This is a genomic window from Micrococcus sp. CH7, from assembly GCF_001595485.1.
Classification (GTDB): domain Bacteria; phylum Actinomycetota; class Actinomycetes; order Actinomycetales; family Micrococcaceae; genus Micrococcus; species Micrococcus luteus.
Window position 1 is genome coordinate 22,641 of the sequence record NZ_LOSQ01000015.1, and the last position, 20,204, is coordinate 42,844.

The following is a 20,204-nucleotide window of genomic DNA, read 5'->3' on the forward strand; positions in this document are numbered from 1 at the left end:
GCCGCTCAGCGGACCTTCTCCTTCAGGAAGGAGACGGCGCGGTCCCAGGCGAGGGCCGCGGCCTCGGGCCGGTAGTTGCCCTGGGGGTTCTCGTCGTTGTGGAAGGCGTGCGGGGCGTCGTAGTAGAAGTACTCGACGTCGGCCCCGGACTCCTCACGGATCTGCTGCTCCTGCTCCCGCGCGTCCTCGACGGGGAAGGAGTCGTCCTGCTCGGCGTAGTGGCCCTGGACGGCGGCGGTGACGCCGGAGAAGTCGCCGGGCACGCCCTGGCCCACGCCGTAGAAGGGCACGGCGGCGGAGACCTTGTCGCCCTGCTGGGCCGCGAGGGCGAGCACGAAGCCGCCGCCCATGCAGAAGCCGATCGCGCCCACGGTCTGCGAGGTCACCTCGTCCCGGGCGAGCAGCCAGTCGACGGCGCCGGCCAGCTGGCGGGCCCCCTCCTCGGCGGGCAGGTTCTGCATCATCTCGCCGGCCTCGTCGCCGTCGTGGGCGATCCAGCCTCCGTAGAGGTCGGGGGCGAGCGCGACGAAGCCGAGGTCGGCGAGGCGGTCGCACACATCCTTGATGTGGTCCACCAGGCCCCACCACTCCTGGATCACGATCACGCCGGGGCCCTTCCCGGAGGCGGGCAGCGCGAGGTAGCCGTGGCCCGTCCGGTCGCCGTCCTGGCCGGCGTCCTTGGTGGGCAGGTCGAACGTGACGTTCTGGTGCGGGGTCTTCGAAGCCATCATGGGCCCCACCCTATGAGGAGACCGGGCCCCTCATCGAGGGACCCGGTCTCGACGCGCGAGGTCGACTCAGGCTCAGGCCTGGGCGTCGGCCTCGGACAGCACGAAGGCGGCGCCGATCTCGAGCTTCACCTTGTCCGAGACCAGGACGCCGCCGGCCTCGGTGGCGGCGTTCCAGGTCAGACCGAAGTCCTTGCGGGAGATCTCGCCGGTGGCCTCGAAGCCCACGCGGGTCGCGCCGAAGGGATCCTTGTCCTGGCCGCCGAACTCGGCCTCAAGCTCCACGGTCCGGGTGACGCCGTGCAGCGTCAGCTCCCCGACCAGGGTGAACTCCTCGGGCTCGCCGCGGACCTCGGTGGAGCGGAAGGTCATGGTGGGGAACTGCTCCACGTCGAAGAAATCGGCGGAGCGCAGGTGGCCGTCGCGGCCCTCGTTCTTGGTGCTGATGGAGGCGACGTCGACGGTCACGTCCACGGAGGACTGGGCGAACTGCTCGGCGATGACGAGCTGGCCCTCCACGGCGTGGAAGGTGCCGCGCACCTTGGAGATGCCCGCGTGGCGGACGACGAAGTCGACGTCCGAGTGGGCGGCGTCGAGATTCCAGGTTCCGGTGGTGATGGCGTTCATGGGGTGCTCCTTCTGAAGCGGGTCTGTCTGGTGTGTCCGGGGTGGGCCGCCGCGGCGGCGATGGCTCCTGGGCCTCCGAACTTGTTTCAAATTCAAACATCATCCGGGCAGGCCGTCCACGCTTGATCGTCAAAATTCGAAATAGAGACGGAGGTCACGGTCCGGGGGCACATCAGGCCGCGTCCGCCCACGACGACGGCCCGGAACCTCCGGGGTTCCGGGCCGTCGGCCCGCGGTCGGGCAGCGGGGCCGCGCTCGGGCGGCCGGACGGGGTCAGGCGGCGGGGCCGCCCCCCGTCACGGGTAGAGGCCGCGGGTGCGGTGGGCCTCGGCCACGCGCTGGACAGCGGTCAGGGTGGCGGCCTCGCGCAGGCTCACGCGGCGGCTCTCGGAGGTGGCCAGCACCGCCTTCCATGCGGCGACCATGCGCCGCTTCAGGCGCTCGTCCACCTCCTCGCGGCTCCACCAGTAGGCCTGGTTCGCCTGGACCCACTCGAAGTAGGAGACGATCACGCCGCCGGCGTTGGCCAGGATGTCCGGGACGACCAGGACGCCCTTCTCCTCGAGGATGCGGTCGGCCTCGCCCGTGGTGGGGCCGTTGGCGCCCTCCACGACCAGCCGGGCGCGCACGCGCGGGGCGTTCTCCTCGGTCAGCACGGACTGCACGGCGGCCGGGACCACGAGGTCCACGTCCATCTCGAGCAGCTCGTCCGCGTCCATGGGCGCGGTGCCGGGGGTGTCCTTCACGGAGCCGGTGTCCCAGAGCTGCCTCTGCAGGGCGTCGTAGTGCAGGCCCTCGTCGTCGCGCACGGCGCCGTACTGGTCCGACACGGCCACGACCTTCACTCCGGCCGCCTCGAGCAGCTCGACCGTGCCGGCGCCGACCTTGCCGAAGCCCTGGACCGCGGCCGTCGCCCGCGACGGCTCGATGCCGAGGTGCTCGAGCGCGGCGAGCGCCACGTAGACCACGCCCGCCGAGGTGGCGGAGGCGCGGCCCAGCGAGCCGCCGAGCGAGACGGGCTTGCCGGTGACCACGCCGAGCGTGGTGTGGCCGACGTTCACCGAGTAGGTGTCCATCATCCAGGCCATGGTCTGCTCGTCCGTGCCCACGTCCGGGGCGGGGATGTCCACCTCGGGGCCGATGATCGGCTGGATCTCGGAGGTGTAGCGACGGGTGACGCGCTCGAGCTCGGCCTTCGAGTACTGGCGCGGGTCGATGGTCACCCCGCCCTTGGCGCCGCCGTAGGGCACGTCCAGCAGGGCGCACTTCCAGGTCATCCACATGGCCAGTGCGCGGACCTCGTCCAGGTCCACGTCCAGGCTGAAGCGCACGCCGCCCTTGGCCGGGCCGCGGGAGAAGTTGTGCTGCACGCGGTAGCCGCGGAGCACCTCGGTGGAGCCGTCGTCGCGGCGCAGGGGGATGGAGACGGCCATCTCGCGGCGGGGGGCGGCGAGCATCTGGTGCAGGCCCTCGTCGTAGCCGAGCGTCTTCACGGCGGCGGAGAGCTGGGCCAGGGCGTTGTCGAGCGGGGAGGACGGGGCCGTCACGGCCTCGTCCTCGGCGGGGATCCTCGTCATTGAGCGTCCTCGTGGTCCGGTGGGCAGGGATGTGTCGCGGCCCGACCGACGCGCGGAGGGCCGCGCCCCATTGCGCGGCCGACGTCGTCCGGACCCCGATGAACGCTACGCGCTCCCCCCGCACCCGTCACCCCTTCTGAGCCGAGATCCACGCCCACCCGGGTGACGTCGGACACGGTGGCGTGTACTGTGCTGTGGACGCGCCGCACACCCGCGGCGCCCTTCGGCGTCGAACCAACGCCGCTCGCTCAGGGCCCACCTGGTCCGTCCCCCGGCCGTCCGCCGCGCGAGGCACCCCGCCCGCGACCTCGGCCCGACGCCCCAGCCCCGTGAAGGAGCCCCTCATGACCGTGACCCTGCCCGCCGCGATCACCCCCTCCCCCGCGTTCCAGCCCGTGCCCGGCCAGCGCATCGATCCGGAGCTCGCCCGCTCCTGGCTGCTGGTCAACGCCGCCCAGCCCGAACGGTTCCAGCCCGCCGAGGACTCGGCCGCGGACATCGTCATCCTCGACATCGAGGACGCCGTGGCCCCCAAGGACAAGGACCAGGCCCGCGCGGACGCCGTCGCCTGGCTGACCTCCGGGCACACCGGCTGGGTGCGGCTCAACGGCTACGGCTCGCGGTGGTGGGAGCAGGACGTCGAGGCGCTCGCCGCGGCCCTGCCCGCGCACCTGGGCGGGCCGGTCGCCGAGGGCGGCCTGGCCGGCGTCGTGCTGGCGATGGTGGAGTCCACGGACCACGTGAACGAGACCGCCCGACGGCTGCCCGGCGTGCCCGTCGTGGCGCTCGTGGAGACGGCGCGCGGGCTGCAGCGGATCGACTCGATCGCCGCCGCGAAGGGCACGTTCCGGCTGGCCTTCGGGATCGGCGACTTCCGCCGCGACACCGGCCTGGGCGAGTCGCCGATGGCGCTGGCGTACACGCGGTCCCAGTTCACGATCGCGGCGCGGGCCACGGGGCTGCCGGGCGCGATCGACGGGCCGACCGTGGGCTCCACCGGCGTGAAGCTCGCCGAGGCGACGGCGGTGACCGCGGAGTTCGGCATGACCGGCAAGCTGTGCCTCGCGCCGGAGCAGTGCGCGGCCGTGAACGAGGGGCTCAGCCCGTCCCAGGAGGAGCTGGCGTGGGCCCACGAGTTCCTCGCGGACTTCGAGGCCGACGGCGGCGAGATCCGCAACGGCTCCGACCTGCCCCGCAAGGCGCGCGCGGAGAAGATCCTCGGGCTGGCCACCGCGTTCGGGGTGCACTCCACGCGGTACCCGGACCAGGACAACGCGATCACGGCGCCGTCGGACACGTACCACTACTGAGCGGGCCGCCGCCCACCAGAAACGCGGGTTGAGTTGTCACGGGTGCGGAGGCCGCACACCGGTGACAACTCAACCCGCGTTGTCTCGGGGGGCGCGGATCCCGCCTCCGCTCACACGTCCTGACGCGTCCGGCGCACGACGGCGGCCCGCACCGAGAACGCCAGCACGATCGCCAGGATCCCGTAGATCACCCACGTGATGGGGGTGGAGACGAGCACGGCCGGGTCGCCCACCGAGCTGAGCAGGGCGTCGCGCAGGCTGGTCTCCGCCAGCGGGCCGAGCACCATGCCGATCATCAGCGGCGCCAGCGGGTAGCCGTACCGCCTCATCAGGAAGCCCAGCACGCCGATCCCCAGCAGCATCAGCAGGTCGAACACCGCGCCCGTGGTGGCGTAGATGCCCAGCCCGCAGAACAGCGTGATCCCCGCGTAGAGGTAGTGCTTCGGGATGAGCAGGAGCTTGGCCCACAGCTGCGCGAACGGCAGGTTGATCGCCAGCAGCACGATCATCGCGATGAAGAAGCTCGCCAGCAGCGCCCACACGAGGTCCGGGCTGCGGTCGAACAGCAGGGGGCCGGGCTGCAGCCCGTACTGGCGGAACGCCGCCAGCATGATGGCCGCCGTCGCGGAGACGGGCAGGCCGAGCGTGAGCAGCGCGCCCATCGCCATGCCGGTGGTCGAGTTGCCCGCGGCCTCCGGGGCCGCCAGCCCGCGGATCGCGCCGCGGCCGAACTGCGGATGCGCCCGGCGCCGGTCCAGGCGCCGCTCGGCCGAGTACGCCAGGAACGTCGGCACCTCGGAGCCGCCCACCGGCACGATGCCGAACGGCAGGCCGATCGCCGTGCCGCGCAGCCACGCCGGGGCGGCCTCGCGGAACTCGGCGCCCGAGAGCCACGGCCGGCCGGTGCGGCGGATGCGCAGGTCCTCGTGCTCGCGGCGCACCCGGGAGGCCACGTGGAACACCTCGCCGAGCGCGAGGATCGCCACCGTGACGGTCACCAGCGGGATGCCGTCGAACAGCTGCGGCGAGCCCATCGTGAAGCGCTCGGCGCCGGTCACCGCATCGATCCCGACGACGGCGATGCCCAGTCCCAGCACCAGAGAGGCCAGGCCGCGCAGCACCGAGTCGGCGACCACCGAGGAGGTGGCCACGAACGCGAAGAGCGCGAGCGCGAAGTACTCCGCGGGGCCGAATCTCGTGGAGAACTCCGCCAGCACGGGGGCGAGGAACACGACGCACACCGAGGCCACCATGCCGCCGATGAAGGCGCCGAGCGCCGCCGTCGCCAGGGCCTGGGCCGCCCGGCCGTTCTGGGCCATGCGGTGGCCCTCGAACGTGGAGGCGATGGCCGAGGCCTGGCCGGGGGTGTTCATGAGGATGGCCATGGTGGAGTCGCCGAAGAGGCCGCCGAAGTACACGCCGGAGAACATGATGAACGCGGCGGTGGGCTCGAGGGCGAAGGTCATGGGCAGCAGCAGGGCCACGGCCATCGAGGAGCCCAGTCCGGGCATCACGCCGACCGCGGTGCCGAGCAGACAGCCCAGCACCACCCAGAGCAGGTTCATGGGGGTGAGGGCTCCGGCGAAGCCCTCCATGAGGAGTCCGAGGGTCTCCATGTCAGAAGCCACCTCCCAGGATGCCCGAGGGCAGGGTCAGGCCCAGGGCCACCGCGAAGCCGAGGTAGGCCAGCGAGGAGACGAACAGGGCGACGAGGATGTCGAACACGGGGTGCGGGGCACCGAACGCGCGCGTGATGCACCAGAACAGCAGCGCCCCGGCGAGGATCCACCCCAGCCAGGGCAGCAGGACGGCGAACGCGAGGAAGCCGAGGAAGCACCAGGCCAGCGCGCCGAAGTCCGAGTGGAACAGGGTCAGCGGGCCGGCCGCCTGGCCGACCTCGCCGTCCGCGTCGGCCTGACCCTCGGGGGCCTGGCGCACGCGCACGACCTCCACCGCGAGCGCGGCGGCGATCACGAGGCCCGCGACCGAGAGGATCAGCGGGAAGAAGTCCGGGCCGGGGAAGTCGGCGCCGTCGGTGTCCATGGTCAGGGACCCCAGCAGCAGGTAGAGGCTGAACGCGGCCAGCACGGCCGGCATGACGAGTCCGGAGAGCCCGGCGGCGCGTCCCCAGCGGGAGGGGGCGTCGGCGGCGGGGGGGACGGTGGATGCGTGGCTCACTTGATCTCCTCCGTCAGCGTGCCGATGCGCTCCTTCTCGGCGGCGATGAACTCCTCGAGTTCGGTGCCGGAGAGGGGCACGGGGTTCCAGTAGTTGCGCTGCACCGCCTCCTTCCACTCGGGGGTGTCGACCGCCTCGGCGATGAGGGCCTCGAGCTCGGTGCGCTCCTCCGCGGAGACGCCCGGCGGCACGAACAGGGCGCGCCAGTTGGTGAGCGTGACGTCGTAGCCCTGGGAGCGCAGGGTCGGGATCTCCTCGACGCCGGCCAGCGGCTCGGCCGCCACCACGCCGAGGGCGCGCAGTCGGCCGGCCTCGACCTGCGGGTAGATGTCCGCGAAGCCGCCGGCGGAGGCCTGGGCGGTGCCGTTGAGCAGGGCCTGGATGGCCTCGCCGCCGCCGTCGGACGGGATGTAGGTGGTGTCCGCGACCGGCACGCCGGCCGTGCGGGCGATGTCCGCCATGACGAGCTGGTCGAAGGAGCCGCCGCCGGTCCACGCCACGTGGGCGGGGTCGGCGCGCCAGGCGCTCACCAGGTCGTCCATGCTCTGGTACGGCGAGTCCGCCGGGACCACCACGAGGCTGTATTCCTCGACGACGCGGCTGACCGCGGTGACCTGGGAGAGCTCGGGGCCGGTGCCACGGGCCGCGTGGGCGGCGATCTGGCCGGTGCCGCCCACCATGAGGTTGTTCGCGTCCTCGAGCGTGGTCAGCTGGCCGAGGGCGATGTTGCCGCCGGCACCGGGGATGTTGACCACCTGGACGTTGTTCACCAGCCCGTTGACGCGCATGGTCTGCTGCAGCTCGCGCTGGAACGAGTCCCAGCCGCCGCCGGCGGCCGCGGGGGCGATGAGGGTCAGGTTGGTGCGGATGTCGTTCCCTCCCGAGGCCGAGCGGATGGAGAAGGCGGAGGCCGCGAGCACGGTGAGCACCGCGATCACGCTGAAGACGATCCGGCCGATCCCCGTGCGTCGGCGCGGGGGGCCGTCGGGGGAGGTGGAGGACATGGCGGTTCCTAACAGAGACACCCCGCCGCCAGGGAGTGGCGCCGGGGACAGGTGCGAGTGGTGGAGGTCACCGTAACAGCGCGACGAGGCTGCGTGCGCTCCGCGTCCGCAGAGTGACCGACGACAACCGGCCCGGGTGGTGACGGGGACCGCGCCCATGACGCACAGTGGTCCCCATGACGATCATCAGCACCGGAACCAGCACCCCCGAGAGCGCCGCGGCCTGGCGGGCCGCCCTGGCGGAGGCGGCCCTGCGCGGAGAGGACGTGGTCTGGTTCTCCCTCGACGGGACCGAGCCGGACGAGGCGGAGGCACGCGAGGCCGGCGTCGGCGTGTCCGTGGCGCACGCCCAGGAGCGCGGCCGGGACGCCGTCGGCGACCTGCTCGAGCACGCCGAGCGCGTGGGCGCGAGCCGGATCGTGGTGGGCGTGAAGCACCGCTCCCCCGTGGGCAAGCTGCTGCTGGGATCGGCCGCGCAGCAGATCATCCTGGAGGCCCGCGTCCCGGTGGTGTGCGTCAAGCCGTGAGGGCCGACGTCGGGCGGGCGGCCCCGCGCCCGGCCCACCCCGCGGCGTTTGGGGGCGGTTTCGGGCGGTATTCGGCGTGGATACCGCCCGAAACCGCCCCCAACGGGTGAGTGGGACCAGCCCGGGAACGCCGAAGGCCCCGGAACCACACGGTTCCGGGGCCTTCGTCCTCGGTGCGCGAGGGGGGACTTGAACCCCCACGTCCTTGCGAACACTGGCACCTGAAGCCAGCGCGTCTACCAATTCCGCCACTCGCGCGAGCGGCTTCCTGCTCTCGGCTCCGGGCATCCGGCGACCGTCACAGGCAGCGAGGAATACTCTAACCCCCGCCCGCCCGGGCGTGCAAATCGGCCCCGACGCCCACCCCCGCGTCCCCGCCACGCCGGCAGCTCGCCCCTCCGGCACCTCTCCCACCCGCGCTCCACCCCGCAGAATCCCGCTGTTCTCGGCGGTCTCCCAGCCCGGCCCGTAGTATCGGGACGGACAACTGTGGAAAGGGGCCCCGTCGTGGGACTTCTGGACAACCTCGAACGCGGCCTGGAGCGGGCCGTGCGCTCGGCCTTCTCGGCCGGCGGTCCGCGGGCGGTCAAGCCGGTGGAGATCGCCTCGGCCCTGCGACAGGCGATGGACGACGAGTCGTTCGCGCTGTCCGAGGGCCACACGGTCGCGCCCAACAGCTACGTGGTCCACTTCTCCCCCGCCGACTTCGAGCGCGCCCGCTCGTGGGGGTCCACCCTCGCCAGCGAGCTGTGCGACGAGGTCATCCGCCACGCCGACTCCCAGGGCTATGCGCTGCCCGGCACGGTCCGGGTCGCCTTCCACCCGGACGCGGACGTGCGCGCCGGGGACCTGCGCGTCGTCACCCGCCTGGACGACGGCTCGCTCACCGCCCCGGCCCCCCACGACGACGGCGCCTCGCCCGCCACCGCCCACGGCCCGGGAGCCTCGGCCGCGGCGCCGGACCGACTGGTCGAGGACCTGCCGGCGGCCGCGCCCCGCAAGCCCTCCCCCGCCCCGCGCGTCGGGCCCCGTCCGGCGCCCCGCCGGGCCGCCGCCTCGACCGCGCCCGCCGCCCCCGCCCACGCCGACCAGCCGACCGTCGTGATGGGCCGCCCCGTGACCGGGCCCGCCGGCCCGGCCCTCGAGCTGGACGGCCGCATGCTCCCCCTGGACGGGGACGACCTCATCCTCGGCCGCTCGGCCGAGCGTGCCGACCTCGTGATCCCGGACTCCTCGGTGTCCCGCGAACACCTGCGCCTGCTCACCGTCGGCTCCACGGTCACGCTCCTGGACCTGGGCAGTCGCAACGGCGTGCTCGTCAACGGCCGCCGCGTGGACGGCTCCGTCACCCTGCGCGACGGGGACGTGGTGACCGTCGGCCAGACCGAGCTGCTGTTCTTCGGCGGGACGGGGGGCCGCGCATGAGCGAGCTCGCCGTCGCCGTGCTCCGCATGGGCCTGCTGCTGGCCCTGTGGGTGCTGATCATCTCCATCGTCATGGCGCAGGGCCGCGACCTCGTGGTCGGCCGACGCAACAAGACACGCCTCCAGCAGGCCCAGCGCGACGCCGGCCTGGTCACCGCGGTGCCCGCGGCCGGGGCCGCCGGGGCGGGCTCGTCCGCGGTCGACCGCCCCGCGCCCGCGTCGACGCCGGCCCCCGCCGCGTCCGCGCCGACGACGCCGGCCCCGCGGCTGTCCCGGACCCTGCGGGTGGTCGAGGGCCCGAAGGCCGGGCAGACCATCGCCCTGGAGGGCCGTCCCCTGCTGATGGGCCGCGCCCAGGACGCCGACCTGGTGCTCGTGGACGACTACGCCTCCGGCCGCCACGCCCGGCTGTTCCCGCAGGGCACCCGCTGGTTCCTCGAGGACCTCGGCTCCACGAACGGCACCTACGTGAACGGCGCCCCCGTCACCCGCGCGCTGCCCGTGGGCCCCGGCACGGCCATCCGCATCGGCAAGACCGTCATGGAGCTCGAGGCCTGACCCATGACCCTCGTCCTCCGCTACGCCGCCCGCTCCGACGTCGGCCGCGTCCGTGCCAAGAACGACGACTCCGCCTACGTGGGCCGTCATCTGGCCGTGCTCGCGGACGGCATGGGCGGGCACGTGGGCGGCGACGTGGCAAGCGCGTCCACGGTGCTGGACCTGGCCCCGCTGGATGCGGTGGGCTACGAGGACCCGGCCACGGTGCTGCCGGACGAGATCCAGAACGCCAACCTGATCCTCAACGAGCTGGTGCACGCCAACCCCAAGCTCGCCGGCATGGGCACCACGTGCACCGCCGGCCTGCTCGCGGGGACCACGCTGCACATCGCGCACATCGGCGACTCCCGTGCCTACCGGCTCGCGGACGGCGAGTTCTCCCAGGTCACCACGGACCACACGTTCGTGCAGAAGCTCGTCGACGAGGGGCGCCTCGAGGCCGGGGAGGCCCCGTTCCACCCGAACAAGAACGTGCTCATGCGCGTGCTCGGCGACGTGGACGCCTCCCCCGAGCTGGACGTGTTCGAGGTGCCCGTCGCCCCCGGAGAACGGTGGCTGTTCTGCTCGGACGGCCTCACGGACGTGGTCCCCCCCGAGAAGATCCACGAGGTGCTGCGGGACTCGGAGGCTCTCAACCAGGCCGTCGACACCCTCGTGGACCTCACCCTCAAGGGCGGCGCCCCGGACAACGTCACCGTGGTGGCGTTCGAGATCGCGGAGGGCACGGCGGAGGAGCTGGCCCCCGTCCCGGACGTCCACCTGTCCGAGCAGGCCCTCGCCGCCGCCCACCCGCCCGAGGTCGGCCCGGTCTCCGGCCTGCTGCTGCGCGAGGACCTGGACGCACGGCCTCACCTGCTCGTCGGCGCGGCCTCCAACGCCGTGAAGACCGATCGCATCCCCGTGGTCACCCGCAGCTCCACGCGCCGCCGTGCCGCCGCCCTGCTCGGCGAGACGCCCGTGCCGGAGAACCGTCCCCGGCGCACCGCGGCCGTCCTCACGGACGGGCCGGATCCCGCCGCCGCCCCGCGCCCGGACGCCTCCGTCCCGCCCGCCGCGCAGAGCGGCACCGCTGCCGCCGCCGGCTCCTCCTCCGCCGCCACACCGGCCGCCACCGCTGCCGACCACCCGTCCGACGAGGCCGCCGAGCCGATGACCACGGCCCCCACCCCGGCCCCGGCGACCGCCGGGCCCGCCGGCGGCCCCGAGGACGGGGCCGCGCGTCGGCGGCGTGGAAAGGACGACCGCCCGGTGCAGTACCGCCGCGGCTGGTTCATCCCCGTGTTCACCACGCTGCTCGCCCTCACCCTCGCGGCCGTGGCCGTGTGGGGCTACCTGTGGACCCAGACGCAGTACTACGTGGGGGCCAACGACGGCCGGATCGCCGTGTTCAAGGGCGTCTCCCAGCGGCTGGGCCCGCTCGAGCTGTCCCACGTGGACCGCCAGACCGACCTCCCGGTGGACGCGCTGCCCGCGTACGCACGCGACCGCGTGAACGCCGGCATGGCCGCCCGGGACGTGGACCACGCGGAGCAGATCGTCGCCGAGCTGCGCGACTCGCTGCACCCGAACGCCCCCGCCCCCGCCGGTGAGCCCTCCGAGCGGGCCCGGCCGAGCACGACGCCGTCGTCGTCCTCCGCCCGCCCCTCGGACGCGTCCGGCTCCACCGCGCCGACGAGCCCGGCGTCGTCCCCGAGCGCGACGGGAGGTGAGGCCCCGTGACCGAGGTGATCTCCCCCGCACGCCCGCGCCGGAACATCGAACTGGTCCTGCTGCTGGCCGCCCTGACCATCGCCCTGGGGGCGGACCTGCTGGGCATGATCGGCACGGATGCCCCGCTGGACTCCACCGCCTGGGTGCCGCTGGGCATCTTCGGCGCCGCCACCCTCGTGCTGCACGTGGTCCTGCGGCTGCGGGCCCCCTACGCGGACCCGTTCATGCTGCCGATCACCGCCCTGCTCAACGGGCTGGGCCTGGCCATGATCCACCGGCTGAGCCAGGACGCCGCGATGGCCAACCCCACCTCGCAGCTCGTGTGGTCCGTCCTGGCCGTCCTGGTGGCCTCCGCCCTGGTGTTCCTGGTGCGCGACCACCGGGTGCTGCGGCGCTGGCCCTACCTGTTCCTCGCCGCGTCCGGCGTGCTGCTGCTCCTGCCGCTCGTGCCCGGGCTGGGCCTGAGCATGTACGGGGCGCGGATCTGGATCGACGTCGGATTCGGCACCTTCCAGCCCGGCGAGATCGCCAAGATCACGCTGGCCATCTTCTTCGCCGGCTACCTCTCCGCGAACCGCGACCTGATCCTGCTGGCCGGCCGCCGCGTGGGCCCGGTGACCTTCCCCCGAGCCCGGGACCTCGGCCCGTTGCTGGCCGGCTGGCTCCTGGCGCTCGGCGTGCTCGTGTTCCAGCGCGACCTGGGCTCGGCCCTGCTGTTCTTCGGCATGTTCATGGCGATGCTCTACATCGCCACGTCCCGCGCCTCCTGGATCCTCCTCGGCCTGGGCCTGATCGCCTTCGGCGCGGCGCTGGCGTTCCTGTTCATGCCGCACGTGACCGCCAGGTTCGAGATCTGGCTGAGGGCCTTCGACCCCGAGATCTACCATCGCGACTTCGGCGGCTCCTACCAGGTGGTCCAGGGCCTGTTCGCGATGGCCTCGGGCGGGCTGATGGGCACCGGCCTGGGCGCGGGCAACCCCACCCAGGTGCCGCTGTCCTTCTCGGACATGATCCTCACGGCCATCGGCGAGGAGCTCGGCTTCGTGGGCCTGGCCGCCGTGCTCGTCCTGTACCTCCTGCTCGTCACCCGCATGATGCGCGCCGCCCTCGGCGTGCGCGACGCGTTCGGCAAGGTGCTCGCCTCCGGCCTGGCCTTCACCATGGCGTGGCAGGTGTTCGTGGTGATGGGCGGCGTGACCCTCGTGCTGCCGCTCACCGGCCTCACGACGCCGTTCCTCGCCGCCGGCGGCTCCTCGCTGCTGGCCAACTGGATCATCGTGGGGCTCGTGCTGCGCATCTCGAACGCCGCCCGCCGGCCCGTGGTCGTGGACGGGATGGTCAACGCGTCCGGGCCCGGCGCCGGCCACCTCGACCCCGGCACGGCGCTCCCGGCGGCCGCCGTGCCCCCGGGAGGAGGTGAGGAGCGGTGAACGAGGCGATCCGACGCACGTGGACCGTCATGGCGGCCATGCTCCTCGTGCTCGCGCTGGCTGCGTCCGTCATCCAGGTGCTGGCCGCTGACCAGCTCAAGACGCACGCCCTGAACTCTCGGCAGATGTTCCTGGAGTTCGGCGCCCCGCGCGGGCCGATCCTCGTGGACGGCGAGCCGATCGCCGAGTCTGTCCCCTCCGGCGACGCGTACCACTACCAGCGCGTCTACCACGAGACCGAGCTGTACGCCCCGCTCACGGGCTTCTATTCGCTCACCTACGGCACCGACGGGCTGGAGGCAGCCATGAACGAGCAGCTCTCCGGCACCCCCACGTCCCAGTTCGTGGACCGCGCCATGGAGATCATCACGGGTGCCACACCCGAGGGCGACCAGGTGGAGCTGACGATCGACCCCGAGCTGCAGCGTCTGGCGTACGACGCGCTCCCGGACGGCGTGCGCGCCTCCGCCGTGGTCACGGACCCGACGACGGGCGAGATCCTGGCCATGGTGTCGAAGCCGGGCTTCGACTCCAACGCGCTCTCCTCACACAGCCCGGCCGAGGCGCAGTCGGCCATGGCCGCGATCGACCAGATCCCCGGCGCCAGCGCATACCGCAACCGCGCCGCGGAGCAGCTCGTGTCCCCCGGCTCCACGTTCAAGCTGATCGACGCGGTGGCCATGCTCGAGTCCGGTGACTACACCCCGGACGGGACGGTGGACATCCCCGCCGCGTGGACGCTGCCCGGCACGACCACGGAGCTGCCCAACTACGACGGCTCACCGTGCAACACCGTGGGGCGTCAGACCCTCACGTGGGCGCTGGCGCAGTCCTGCAACACGCCGTTCGCCATGGCCGCCGTCGAGCTGGGCCAGGACCGGATCCGGGAGGTCGCCGAGCGGTTCGGCTTCAACGACTCCTTCGACTACCCGCTGCCCGTGACCGGCTCCGTGTTCCCCTCCGACCTGGACGACGCCGCGCTGGCGCAGTCCTCGATCGGCCAGCGGGACGTGCAGGCCACCGCGCTGCAGATGGCCATGGTGGCCGCCGGCATCGCGAACGACGGCGTGGTCATGGAGCCGCAGCTGATCAAGGCGGTCCGCCGTTCGGACCTCACCACGGTGCAGGAGTTCAGCCCCCGTGAGCGCGGCCGGGCCACGACCCCCGAGGTGGCCGGGCAGGTCTCGGACATGATGGTCTCGGCGGTGGAGGACGGCATCCTGGGATCCGTGCAGTCGGACACGGTGCGGATCGCGGCGAAGTCGGGCACGGCCGAGGTCGGGGACACGGGCAACGTGCACTCCTGGATCACCGGCTTCGACGCGAGCGAGAACCCCCGGGCGGCCGTGACGATCGTGGTGGAGGACGAGCCGCCGGGGGTTGGACATCAGACAGTCGTCAGTGGCATGAAGGCAATCATGGAAGCGGTGGTCACGGAATGAGGCCGACATCGGGCATCACCCTCGGCGGCAGGTACCAGTTGACCGATCGCATCGCGATCGGCGGCATGGGCGAGGTGTGGAAGGCGCGGGACAAGGTCCTGGGCCGGATCACCGCCGTGAAGATCCTCAAGGAGGAGTACACAGGTGACCCCAACTTCCTGCGCCGCTTCCGGGCGGAGGCCCAGCACACGGCGCTGCTGAACCACCCCGGCGTCGCCAACGTCTACGACTACGGCGAGGAGAAGGGCTCCGCCTACCTCGTCATGGAGCTCGTGCCGGGCCAGCCACTGTCCTCCATCCTCGAGAAGGAGAAGGTGCTCTCCCCCGAGCGGACCCTGCGGATCATCGCGCAGACGGCGGCCGCGCTCTCGGCTGCCCACGCCCAGGGGCTCGTGCACCGCGACGTCAAGCCCGGCAACCTCATGATCACGCCCACCGGCCGGGTGAAGGTGACGGACTTCGGCATCGCGCGCCTGGCGGACCAGGTCCCGCTCACGGCCACCGGCCAGGTGATGGGCACCGCCCAGTACCTCGCGCCCGAACAGGCCACGGGGCAGCAGGCCACCGGCTCCTCCGACCTCTACTCGCTGGGCATCATCGGCTACGAGGCCCTCGCCGGGCATCGCCCGTTCACGGGCGAGTCCCAGATCGCGATCGCCCTCGCCCAGGTCAACGACACCCCGCCGCCCCTGCCGGACACCGTCCCGGCCCCGGTGCGCGCCCTGATCATGTGCATGCTCTCGAAGGACCCCAAGGAGCGGCCCTCGGACGCGACCGCGCTCTCGGAGGCCGCCGACGCGCTGCGTCGCAAGGACACCCGCGGCGCCGTGGAGGCCGTGCCCGGCCTGGCCGTCTTCCTCGAGGAGCAGGGCGTGGCCGACCCCTCGGGCGCCGAGACCGCTCCCCTGGACTACGACGGCATGCGCACCACCCATCCCCGCGCCGAGGGCACCCGGACAGACGGCTCCCCCGCCACCGCGGCGCTGCCGGTGACCGCGGCCCAGCCCCGCACCGACGACGACGCCCGCGGCCCCGGCGCCGCCGGTGCGGCGGCCGTGGGCGCGGCCGGTGCGGCCGGCGCCGCCGCGAGCGCGAGCACGCGCGACCACGAGATCGCCGCCGTGCGCGACCAGCAGACCCGCCCGGGCGACGTCGTGGACCCTGGCCCGCCCGCCGGGGGCGGCTCCGCGCCCGCCCGCCGGCGACGCGCCAACCCCTGGCCGCTGTGGGCACTGCTCGGGCTCGTGGTGTTCGCCCTCCTGGGGGCGCTGCTGTGGCCGCTGCTCACGGGTGGCCGCGGCAACGGCGGCTCGGCGCCGGCGACCTCGCAGGAGGAGTCGTCCGTGAACGTGGACCCGGAGGCGTACAGGGGTCGCCCCGTGAGCGAGGTGCGCACCGAGCTCGAGGGACTCGGCCTGGCGGTGCGCGAGGAGGACCGCGACGCGCAGAGCCCGCAGGGCACCGTCGAGGAGATCAACCCCGTGGGGGCGCTGCGGCGCGGTGAGACCGTCACGCTGGCCGTCTCCACCGGTGAGGGCGTCATCCCGGAGGGACTCGTGGGCCAGCCCGTGGAGAGCGCGATCCAGACGCTGCGCGACCGCGGCTTCACCGTGGACCGGGTGGACGACCCGTCCGCCGACGGCGCCGACGGCGAGGTGGTGCGCGTGGTGCCCGGCGAGGGCGAGCGTCACCGCTACGACACGCACGTGCAGCTGATCGTGGCCACCGGCGGGTCCGACGCCGCGCCGACCCGCGAGGCCTCCCAGCCCGCCTCGGAGCCGGAGCCCAGCGCGTCGGAGGAGCCGAGCACCGGGCCGAGCCCGTCGGCCTCGGACGAGCCCAGCCCGTCCCCCACCGCCGAATCCCCGACGGCCACCGCCGACCCGGAGCCCACGCCGGAGCCGTCCGAGGAGCCGACGACGCCCACGGCGGATCCGACGACGGAGTCCTCCGGGGAGTCCACGGCGCCGACGGGCCAGCCCACCACCGACCCGTCCGCTGACGCGCGCGGCGCGGAGGCCTCCTCCGCCGACGCGCGTGGCGCGCAGGCCTCGTCCGCCGACGCCACGCCCTCCGCCTGAGCGGCGGGCGGGACGACCACGCGGACGTGTCTGTGGACGAGCAGAGGACCCTGAACGGGCGGTACCGGATCGGTGAGCTGATCGGGCGCGGCGGCATGGCGGACGTCTTCCGCGGCGAGGACCTGCGGCTGCACCGCCCGGTGGCGGTGAAGCTGATGCGCCGGGATCTGGCGCGCGACCCGCACTTCCAGGCGCGCTTCCGCAAGGAGGCGCGCTCGGCGGCCTCCCTGAACCACCCCTCGATCGTCTCCGTGTACGACACGGGCGAGGTCTCCCTCGAGGACGGCCTCCATCCGGTGGACTGCCCGTTCCTGGTGATGGAGCTCGTCTCCGGCCGGACGCTGCGGGAGATCCTGCACGCCGAGGGCGCCGTGGGCCCGGACCGCGCCGTGGCCTGGACCCGGGGCGTGCTGGAAGCGCTCGAGCACGCGCACGAGGAGGGCATCGTCCACCGCGACGTGAAGCCCGCGAACGTCATGGTCACGGACACGGGCACCGTGAAGGTGATGGACTTCGGGATCGCCCACGCGCTGGCAGACACCTCCGCCACCACGTCGCAGACCCAGGCCGTGGTGGGCACCGCCCTGTACCTGGCCCCGGAGCAGGCGACGGGCCGCACCGTGGACGGCCGCGCCGACCTCTACGCGGCCGGCTGCCTGCTGTTCGAGCTGCTCACAGGCCGGCCCCCCTTCACGGGCGACACGCCGCTGGCCGTGGCCTACCAGCACGTGCGCGAGGAGCCGCCGGCGCCCTCCGACGTCGACCCCGACCTGCCGCCCGCGTTCGACCCCGTGGTGCTGCGCGCCCTGCGCAAGGATCCGCAGGACCGGTTCCCCACCGGCGCCGCGTTCCTCGCGGCCCTCGAGGAGGCCGCGGCGGATCCGCACGCCGCCCCCGGCCGTCACACCCCGCCGCTCGGTGCCGGCCATCCCGCCCCAGTCGGCGCGGGCGGCGCGGTGCCGCGCGCCACGCCCGCGGAGCACGGGGCCGACGACGCCGACGTGCCGACGGCCACGGTCCCGCTGACCCGGCCGACGCCCTCCGCCCCGGCCGAGCCGGACGTCGCACAACCCCAGGCGGCGAACCACGCCGTCGCGGGTGCGGGACTGCCCGGCGCCGCCTCCGCCGCGCAGCTGGCCGCCGCCGCCGCCATGGACGGCCCCCGCCCGGTGACCGGCGGCCAGCCGGTGACGCCCGGTGCAGCCGCGACGCCCCGGCCCGAACCGCCGCCCCGAGACACGCCGGCACCGGCGACGGCCACACCCCGTCGCGTCCGACGCCGCGTCCGCCGGCGCACGCTCCTGGCGGCCGGCGTGGTCCTGGTCGTGCTGGCCCTGGTCCTGGCGCCGTGGCTCGCGGCGGCCCTGCGCAACACCGTGGAGGTGCCCGCGGTGGTGGGGCTGCAGCAGGACGAGGCGGTCGCGGCGCTCGAGGACGCGGGCCTGGTGGCCGTCGTCTCGTCCGCGTACATGGCCGACGCCCCGGACGGGACCGTTACCCAGAGCGACCCGCAGACGGGCACGGAGGTGCCCCGCGGGGCCGAGGTGCGGGTCCGGGTGTCCCGCGGCGAGGAGGGTATCGCGCTGTCCGACTCCCTGCACGGGCTGTCCGAGGACGCGGCCCGCCGCGAGCTGGAACGGCTGGGCCTGCGCGTCTCCTCCGTGCTGTACCAGGACGACGGCCGACTCGAGCGCGGGCTGCTCGCCCGCACCGACCCCGCGATGGGCACCCACGTGCCGCCCGGCTCCTCCGTGGTGCTGCACCTGTCCAGCGGCATGGTCGCCGTGCCGGACGTGGTGGGGATGAGCGCTCCGGACGCGCGGCGTCAGCTGGCGCTGAGCGCCCCCGAGCTGCGCGTGCGGATCCAGGACGAGGACGGCGCGACCACCGACACCGGCACGGTCGTGGCCCAGGATCCGCCCGCCGGCGTCCGCGTGGACAACCGTTCCTCCCTGACCCTGACGGCGTCCTCGTGGATCGCGCCCACGGCCGAGCCCTCCGAGCCGGCGCCGCCGTCCAGCGAGGCGCCCGAGCCCACGCCGTCGGCGTCCGCGTCACCGAGCCCCCCGCCGTCGGAGAGCGCGGAGCCCTCCGAGAGCGCGGAGCCGTCGCCCTCGCCGTCCGCCTCGGCCACGCCCACCCCCGAGCCGACGGCGACCGCGACGCCGTCGCCGACGCAGAGCCCGTCGTCGACGTCGGCGGCCCCGTCGACCTCGCCGGGGCCGACCGAGCAGTCACCGAGCACCTCGCCCACCGGGACGCCGGTGGACCCGCTGCCGACGCTGACGCCGGACCCCGAGCCCTCGATCGATCCGCCGCCGTCCACCTGAGCGGACGGGGCGCCGTCCGACCCGCGAACCGGGCCCCGGGACCGGTCAGTCCTGGCGGACGAGGGGCGAGAGCCGGCCGCCGCGCTCGGCGGCCCCGGAGAGCCCCACGGACTCGAGCCAGTTGCCGAGCATCCGGTAGCCGCCCTCGGTGAGCACGGACTCGGGGTGGAACTGCACGCCCCACAGGGGCGCGGTGCGGTGGGCCAGTCCCATCACGACGCCGTCCTCGGTCTCGGCGGTGATCTCCAGGACCGCCTCGTCCACGGTGGGCCGCACGGCGGCCAGCGAGTGGTAGCGGGTGGCGGTGAACGGCGAGGGGACGCCCTCGAACAGGGGGTGCTCGCCGTGGCGGACCAGGGACGTCTTGCCGTGCATGAGGGACTCCGCGTGCGTCACGGTGGCGCCGAACGCCTCCGCGATGGCCTGGTGCCCCAGGCACACCCCGAAGAGCGGACGGCCGCCGTCGGCGGCGGAGCGGATGAGGTCGAGGGAGACACCGGCGTCGGCGGGCGCGCCCGGCCCGGGCGAGATGAGCACCGCCGTGTGCTCGGCCGCGAGCTCGAGGGCGCGGCCGGGGGTGACCTCGTCGTTGCGGATCACGGTGGTGCGGGCCCCGAGCTGCTCGAGGTAGCCCACCAGGGTGTAGACGAAGCTGTCGTAGTTGTCGACGACGAGGACGGAGACCTCGGGGCTCTGCACGGGGGCGCTCTTTCCTCCCCGCCGCGTGGGAGCGGGGTGCATAGACTGGCCGGGCACGTCGCTGACCCCGGTCCTGGGCAGGTCAGCAGGATACCGTCCCCGCCCCGGTCCCCGCCGGTGGGGGCGCCCACCACCCCCCCACCCGAGGAGAAGACCCGTGGCAGCACCCGCCGGCAAGCGCAAGGACTCGGCCCGTCGGAAGCGCGAGGAGCTCGAGGCCGCGCGCCGCAGCCGCTCCGCCGTGCGGACGGACCTCGGGGACGTGGACCCGGGTCCGAAGCCCCTCTCCCCCGTGTACAAGGCCGTGATGTTCGGCCTGCTGATCCTCGGCCTGCTCTGGATCATCGTCTACTACCTGACCCAGGGCCTCTTCCCGATCGTGCAGATCGGCGGCTGGAACATCCTCGTGGGCTTCGGCATCGCGCTCGTCGGGTTCCTCATGATGTCCCGCTGGAGCGAATGACACACGTGTAGTTCTCCACAGCGGTGGACAACCCTGTGGATGGCCGATCCGCACGATCCCGCCCGGAGACGAGTTGTCCCCGGAGTTGTCCACAGGTGTGGACACCCCTGTGGGAA

The 20,204-nt window shown here is 73.8% G+C and carries 17 protein-coding genes and 1 tRNA gene; 10 read left to right on the forward strand and 8 right to left on the reverse strand.

What is annotated here, in order from left to right; genetic code table 11:
• Positions 1–5: 5 nt before the first annotated feature.
• The 3 genes from AUV08_RS05240 to AUV08_RS05250 all read right to left on the reverse strand — a co-directional run bounded on the left by AUV08_RS05240 (position 6) and on the right by AUV08_RS05250 (position 2,932).
• Positions 6–731, reverse strand: coding sequence for a dienelactone hydrolase family protein (locus tag AUV08_RS05240; RefSeq protein ID WP_061867203.1), 726 nt, complete (start codon positions 729–731; stop codon positions 6–8).
• A gap of 72 nt (positions 732–803) precedes the next feature.
• Entirely contained in the window at positions 804–1,355 is a 552-nt protein-coding gene (locus AUV08_RS05245) for a YceI family protein (protein ID WP_044659846.1), read from the reverse strand.
• Positions 1,356–1,651: 296 nt separating this feature from the next.
• Positions 1,652–2,932, reverse strand: a complete 1,281-nt coding sequence (locus AUV08_RS05250; protein ID WP_044659845.1) for a Glu/Leu/Phe/Val dehydrogenase — start codon at positions 2,930–2,932, stop codon at positions 1,652–1,654.
• Positions 2,933–3,276: 344 nt separating this feature from the next.
• On the opposite strand from AUV08_RS05250, the gene AUV08_RS05255 reads away from it, so the two are divergent.
• Positions 3,277–4,242 carry a CoA ester lyase gene (locus AUV08_RS05255; protein WP_044659844.1) on the forward strand — a complete coding sequence of 322 codons (966 nt, stop codon included), beginning with the start codon at positions 3,277–3,279 and terminating at the stop codon, positions 4,240–4,242.
• Positions 4,243–4,352: 110 nt separating this feature from the next.
• Here AUV08_RS05255 and tctA read toward each other — a convergent pair whose 3' ends face one another.
• The 3 genes from tctA to AUV08_RS05270 are packed head-to-tail and all read right to left on the reverse strand — an operon-like array spanning position 4,353 to position 7,424.
• A complete protein-coding gene (gene tctA / locus AUV08_RS05260) occupies positions 4,353–5,858 on the reverse strand; it encodes a tripartite tricarboxylate transporter permease TctA (RefSeq protein WP_061867202.1) in 1,506 nt (501 codons plus the stop codon).
• A gap of 1 nt (position 5,859) precedes the next feature.
• Positions 5,860–6,420: a tripartite tricarboxylate transporter TctB family protein gene (locus AUV08_RS05265; RefSeq protein WP_044659842.1), complete on the reverse strand. Its 561-nt coding sequence runs from the start codon at positions 6,418–6,420 to the stop codon at positions 5,860–5,862.
• The gene (locus AUV08_RS05270) at positions 6,417–7,424 is read right to left on the reverse strand and encodes a tripartite tricarboxylate transporter substrate binding protein (protein WP_036316525.1); all 1,008 of its coding nucleotides are present in this window, start codon (positions 7,422–7,424) and stop codon (positions 6,417–6,419) included. The genes AUV08_RS05265 and AUV08_RS05270 overlap by 4 nt, the downstream gene beginning before the upstream one ends.
• Positions 7,425–7,600: 176 nt before the next feature.
• Here AUV08_RS05270 and AUV08_RS05275 point away from each other — a divergent pair, with 176 nt between their 5' ends.
• Positions 7,601–7,951 (forward strand): universal stress protein, encoded by a 351-nt coding sequence (locus AUV08_RS05275; RefSeq protein ID WP_043278910.1) that lies wholly within the window; start codon positions 7,601–7,603, stop codon positions 7,949–7,951.
• A gap of 174 nt (positions 7,952–8,125) precedes the next feature.
• Here AUV08_RS05275 and AUV08_RS05280 read toward each other — a convergent pair.
• Positions 8,126–8,209 (reverse strand) — tRNA-Leu (locus tag AUV08_RS05280).
• A 249-nt stretch (positions 8,210–8,458) separates the two neighbouring features.
• On the opposite strand from AUV08_RS05280, the gene AUV08_RS05285 reads away from it, so the two are divergent.
• Genes AUV08_RS05285 through pknB form a run of 7 tightly spaced genes read left to right on the forward strand, consistent with a single transcriptional unit; the run spans position 8,459 to position 18,926 of the window.
• Positions 8,459–9,376, forward strand: coding sequence for a DUF3662 and FHA domain-containing protein (locus AUV08_RS05285; RefSeq protein ID WP_061873127.1), 918 nt, complete (start codon positions 8,459–8,461; stop codon positions 9,374–9,376).
• Positions 9,373–9,933 (forward strand): FHA domain-containing protein, encoded by a 561-nt coding sequence (locus AUV08_RS05290; RefSeq protein ID WP_044659734.1) that lies wholly within the window; start codon positions 9,373–9,375, stop codon positions 9,931–9,933. The genes AUV08_RS05285 and AUV08_RS05290 overlap by 4 nt, the downstream gene beginning before the upstream one ends.
• 3 nt (positions 9,934–9,936) lie before the next feature.
• Complete coding sequence (locus AUV08_RS05295) at positions 9,937–11,652, forward strand: PP2C family serine/threonine-protein phosphatase (RefSeq protein ID WP_061873128.1); 1,716 nt, start codon at positions 9,937–9,939, stop codon at positions 11,650–11,652.
• Positions 11,649–13,073, forward strand: coding sequence for an FtsW/RodA/SpoVE family cell cycle protein (locus tag AUV08_RS05300; protein WP_060973821.1), 1,425 nt, complete (start codon positions 11,649–11,651; stop codon positions 13,071–13,073). Before AUV08_RS05295 ends, AUV08_RS05300 begins: the two co-directional genes overlap by 4 nt.
• Positions 13,070–14,515 (forward strand): penicillin-binding protein 2, encoded by a 1,446-nt coding sequence (locus tag AUV08_RS05305; RefSeq protein ID WP_061867453.1) that lies wholly within the window; start codon positions 13,070–13,072, stop codon positions 14,513–14,515. Before AUV08_RS05300 ends, AUV08_RS05305 begins: the two co-directional genes overlap by 4 nt.
• A complete protein-coding gene (locus AUV08_RS05310; RefSeq protein WP_036384635.1) occupies positions 14,512–16,596 on the forward strand; it encodes a protein kinase in 2,085 nt (694 codons plus the stop codon). The genes AUV08_RS05305 and AUV08_RS05310 overlap by 4 nt, the downstream gene beginning before the upstream one ends.
• A 32-nt stretch (positions 16,597–16,628) precedes the next feature.
• Complete coding sequence (gene pknB / locus AUV08_RS05315) at positions 16,629–18,926, forward strand: Stk1 family PASTA domain-containing Ser/Thr kinase (RefSeq protein ID WP_061867455.1); 2,298 nt, start codon at positions 16,629–16,631, stop codon at positions 18,924–18,926.
• 45 nt (positions 18,927–18,971) lie between these two features.
• On the opposite strand, the gene AUV08_RS05320 is transcribed toward pknB, so the two are convergent.
• Complete coding sequence (locus AUV08_RS05320) at positions 18,972–19,625, reverse strand: aminodeoxychorismate/anthranilate synthase component II (protein WP_061873129.1); 654 nt, start codon at positions 19,623–19,625, stop codon at positions 18,972–18,974.
• A gap of 157 nt (positions 19,626–19,782) precedes the next feature.
• Here AUV08_RS05320 and AUV08_RS05325 point away from each other — a divergent pair, with 157 nt between their 5' ends.
• On the forward strand, positions 19,783–20,088 hold the full coding sequence (locus AUV08_RS05325) for a cell division protein CrgA (protein ID WP_036337280.1): 306 nt from the start codon (positions 19,783–19,785) through the stop codon (positions 20,086–20,088).
• The last annotated feature ends 116 nt before the right edge of the window (positions 20,089–20,204 follow it).

Bases quoted from the DNA above. Each gene is read 5' to 3' on its own strand.
- AUV08_RS05240 (WP_061867203.1), bottom strand. From the start codon at position 731: ATGATGGCTTCGAAGACCCCGCACCAGAACGTCACGTTCGACCTGCCC.
- AUV08_RS05250 (WP_044659845.1), bottom strand. From the start codon at position 2,932: ATGACGAGGATCCCCGCCGAGGACGAGGCCGTGACGGCCCCGTCCTCC.
- AUV08_RS05310 (WP_036384635.1), top strand. From the start codon at position 14,512: ATGAGGCCGACATCGGGCATCACCCTCGGCGGCAGGTACCAGTTGACC.
- tctA (WP_061867202.1), bottom strand. From the start codon at position 5,858: ATGGAGACCCTCGGACTCCTCATGGAGGGCTTCGCCGGAGCCCTCACC.
- AUV08_RS05290 (WP_044659734.1), top strand. From the start codon at position 9,373: ATGAGCGAGCTCGCCGTCGCCGTGCTCCGCATGGGCCTGCTGCTGGCC.
- AUV08_RS05255 (WP_044659844.1), top strand. From the start codon at position 3,277: ATGACCGTGACCCTGCCCGCCGCGATCACCCCCTCCCCCGCGTTCCAG.
- AUV08_RS05245 (WP_044659846.1), bottom strand. From the start codon at position 1,355: ATGAACGCCATCACCACCGGAACCTGGAATCTCGACGCCGCCCACTCG.
- AUV08_RS05275 (WP_043278910.1), top strand. From the start codon at position 7,601: ATGACGATCATCAGCACCGGAACCAGCACCCCCGAGAGCGCCGCGGCC.
- AUV08_RS05295 (WP_061873128.1), top strand. From the start codon at position 9,937: ATGACCCTCGTCCTCCGCTACGCCGCCCGCTCCGACGTCGGCCGCGTC.
- AUV08_RS05270 (WP_036316525.1), bottom strand. From the start codon at position 7,424: ATGTCCTCCACCTCCCCCGACGGCCCCCCGCGCCGACGCACGGGGATC.